This window comes from Endozoicomonas sp. SESOKO2 (assembly GCF_024606245.1).
Classification (GTDB): domain Bacteria; phylum Pseudomonadota; class Gammaproteobacteria; order Pseudomonadales; family Endozoicomonadaceae; genus Endozoicomonas_A.
In genome coordinates, this window is record NZ_JAHHPQ010000017.1 from 1 (window position 1) to 2,110 (window position 2,110).

1 protein-coding gene is annotated in these 2,110 nt (G+C 49.0%); it reads left to right on the top strand.

Annotated features, from left to right (window positions below; all coding sequences use genetic code 11):
* A partial coding sequence (locus KDK17_RS00425) for an AsmA family protein (protein ID WP_257287094.1) occupies positions 1–1,921 on the top strand: 1,921 nt, incomplete at its 5' end.
* Between the last annotated feature and the right edge of the window lie 189 nt (positions 1,922–2,110).

Consider the following 2,110-nt stretch of genomic DNA (forward strand, 5'->3'; position numbering starts at 1 on the left):
CCCCATTGACTGGTCGGTCTTTCCCTGGCTGGGACTTTCCCTCGAGCAGGTGAATGTAAAAGGTGCAGACAACTCCGATCTGGCTGAACTGGGTAAAGCGGAAGTCAGCGTTAAACTGCTACCGTTGTTAAGCAAAAAAGTAGAGATGCAAACAGCCAGACTGATAGGGCTAGAGCTCAACCTGGTCAAAAATGAGTCTGGCCAAGGCAACTGGGAAGTTTCCAAAAATGCAGCCAGCCAACCGACAGCAACAGAGACCACAACCGTTATAACGCCCGAAGGTAAAACCGAATCTGCTCCTCTGGAGCTGGATATTGCCCATGTCACCGTTGAAGGATTGGTGATCCGTTACAACGACAAGAGCACAGGCAAAACCTATCTGGTTGATCAGGCGGGATTGGAAACCGGGGCAGTTCGCAACAATGAGCCTTTTGACTTCAATCTGAAAGCGCGCATTAGAAGCGGTGAACCGGATCTGACGCTGATGACTGGCATCAGTGGCGTTCTGAAATTCAACCTTAAAGACGGCACTTATGATCTGAAAGATCTCAATATCTCCGCCAGCCCGGCAGAAGAGAACCTTGTTGGGGAAAGCGCCGAAACCCTGCAAATTGTTGGCTCTTTGAATATTCAGCAAAAACCACTGATGGTGAAAGGTCACCTCGATGTCACTCAATTCAATCCGGGCAAGTTTCTAAAAGAGATCAAGATCCTGCTCCCGCCCATGGCAGATCCCGGGGCAATGACTCAGATGGCTTTCAAGAGCAGCTTTAGCACCGATGGTAATAGTTTCTCTGCGGACAAGCTGGATCTGACGCTGGATGGTTTCAACATCGATGGCTTTTTCAAAATCGGAAATCTGGAACAACAGGACATGACCTTTCAGTTCAAGGGCGGTGATCTGAACCTGGATCGCTATCTGCCACCAACTAATGAAGAGACAGCATCCAAAGAAGAAAAATCAGAAGGTGTTCAGAGCACAGAGCCCCCAACCGTTGCATCAGACACTGCAAAAGCACTTCAGCCAAATCAGGAGCTGCCACTGATTCCGGAAGACACCCTGCGTCCTCTGAACATCAAAGGCTCTTTGGGGCTGACTTCCCTGACCGTTGCAAAACTCATTTTTAATCAGCCTTCAGTCCAGCTCACAGCCCTGAAAGGGCGCCAGGATATCAAGCTAACTTCCGGCTTTTATGACGGGAGCATTGATCTGGACGGCGAACTCGATGTTCGCAAGAAAGGTGATCCCGACGTTCAGACAACAGCAAGCCTGAAAGGTATCAACCTGCAGGCTTTGGCTCAGCCTATACCGGCGCTGAAGTCTATTGAGGGTAAAGTGAATGCAGACATGAACCTGACGACCCATGGCCAGCTACAAAGTGTTCTGACCAGCAACCTGAACGGTAAGATCGACTTCAAAGTCGATCAGGGGGCTTTTACTGAGGCTAACTTTGACAAGATGGTGTGCGAGGGAATTGCCAGGATTCGCAAGCAGGATCTGCAGAAAAAAGACTGGGGTCATACCACCCGGTTCACCCGGCTTAGAGGCAGTTTCACCATTAGCAACGGGGTAGCCAACAATAAAGACCTGACTGCTGCCCTGACCAACCTGAACCTCAAAGGTGACGGCAATATCAATCTGGTCAAACAGACTCTGGATTATCATTTGGGCCTGAACATCAGTGGCGACCGTGCTCCTGACAGCGATCCAGCTTGCGTGGTTAACGAAGACTATGTCAACGTCACCTGGCCGGTTCGTTGCCAGGGCAAGCTAGGCCAGCAGGAGTGTGGCGTTGACACCGAGCGTCTGGCCGACACTATTGCTTCACTGGCCAGACAGGAAGTGAAAAAGCGTCTGGAAAAAGAGATTGAGAAAAAAGCCGGACACTTGAAAGACGCTCTGAAAGGTCTTTTCAAGTAAATAAAACCAATTTTTCTAATTTTCTTGCTCTCTTCCCTTCACTCACCTTTGTCGTTATCAGTGAAGGGAAGTACATGGTGCCATAGCCATTCGTAGACAGTCACTGCCAGATAAGTCGTCCTTCAGCCAAGCACCTATTTCGTATTTTGTTAACACTCTAAATCAGTTATGTTATAACATTTACAAAGC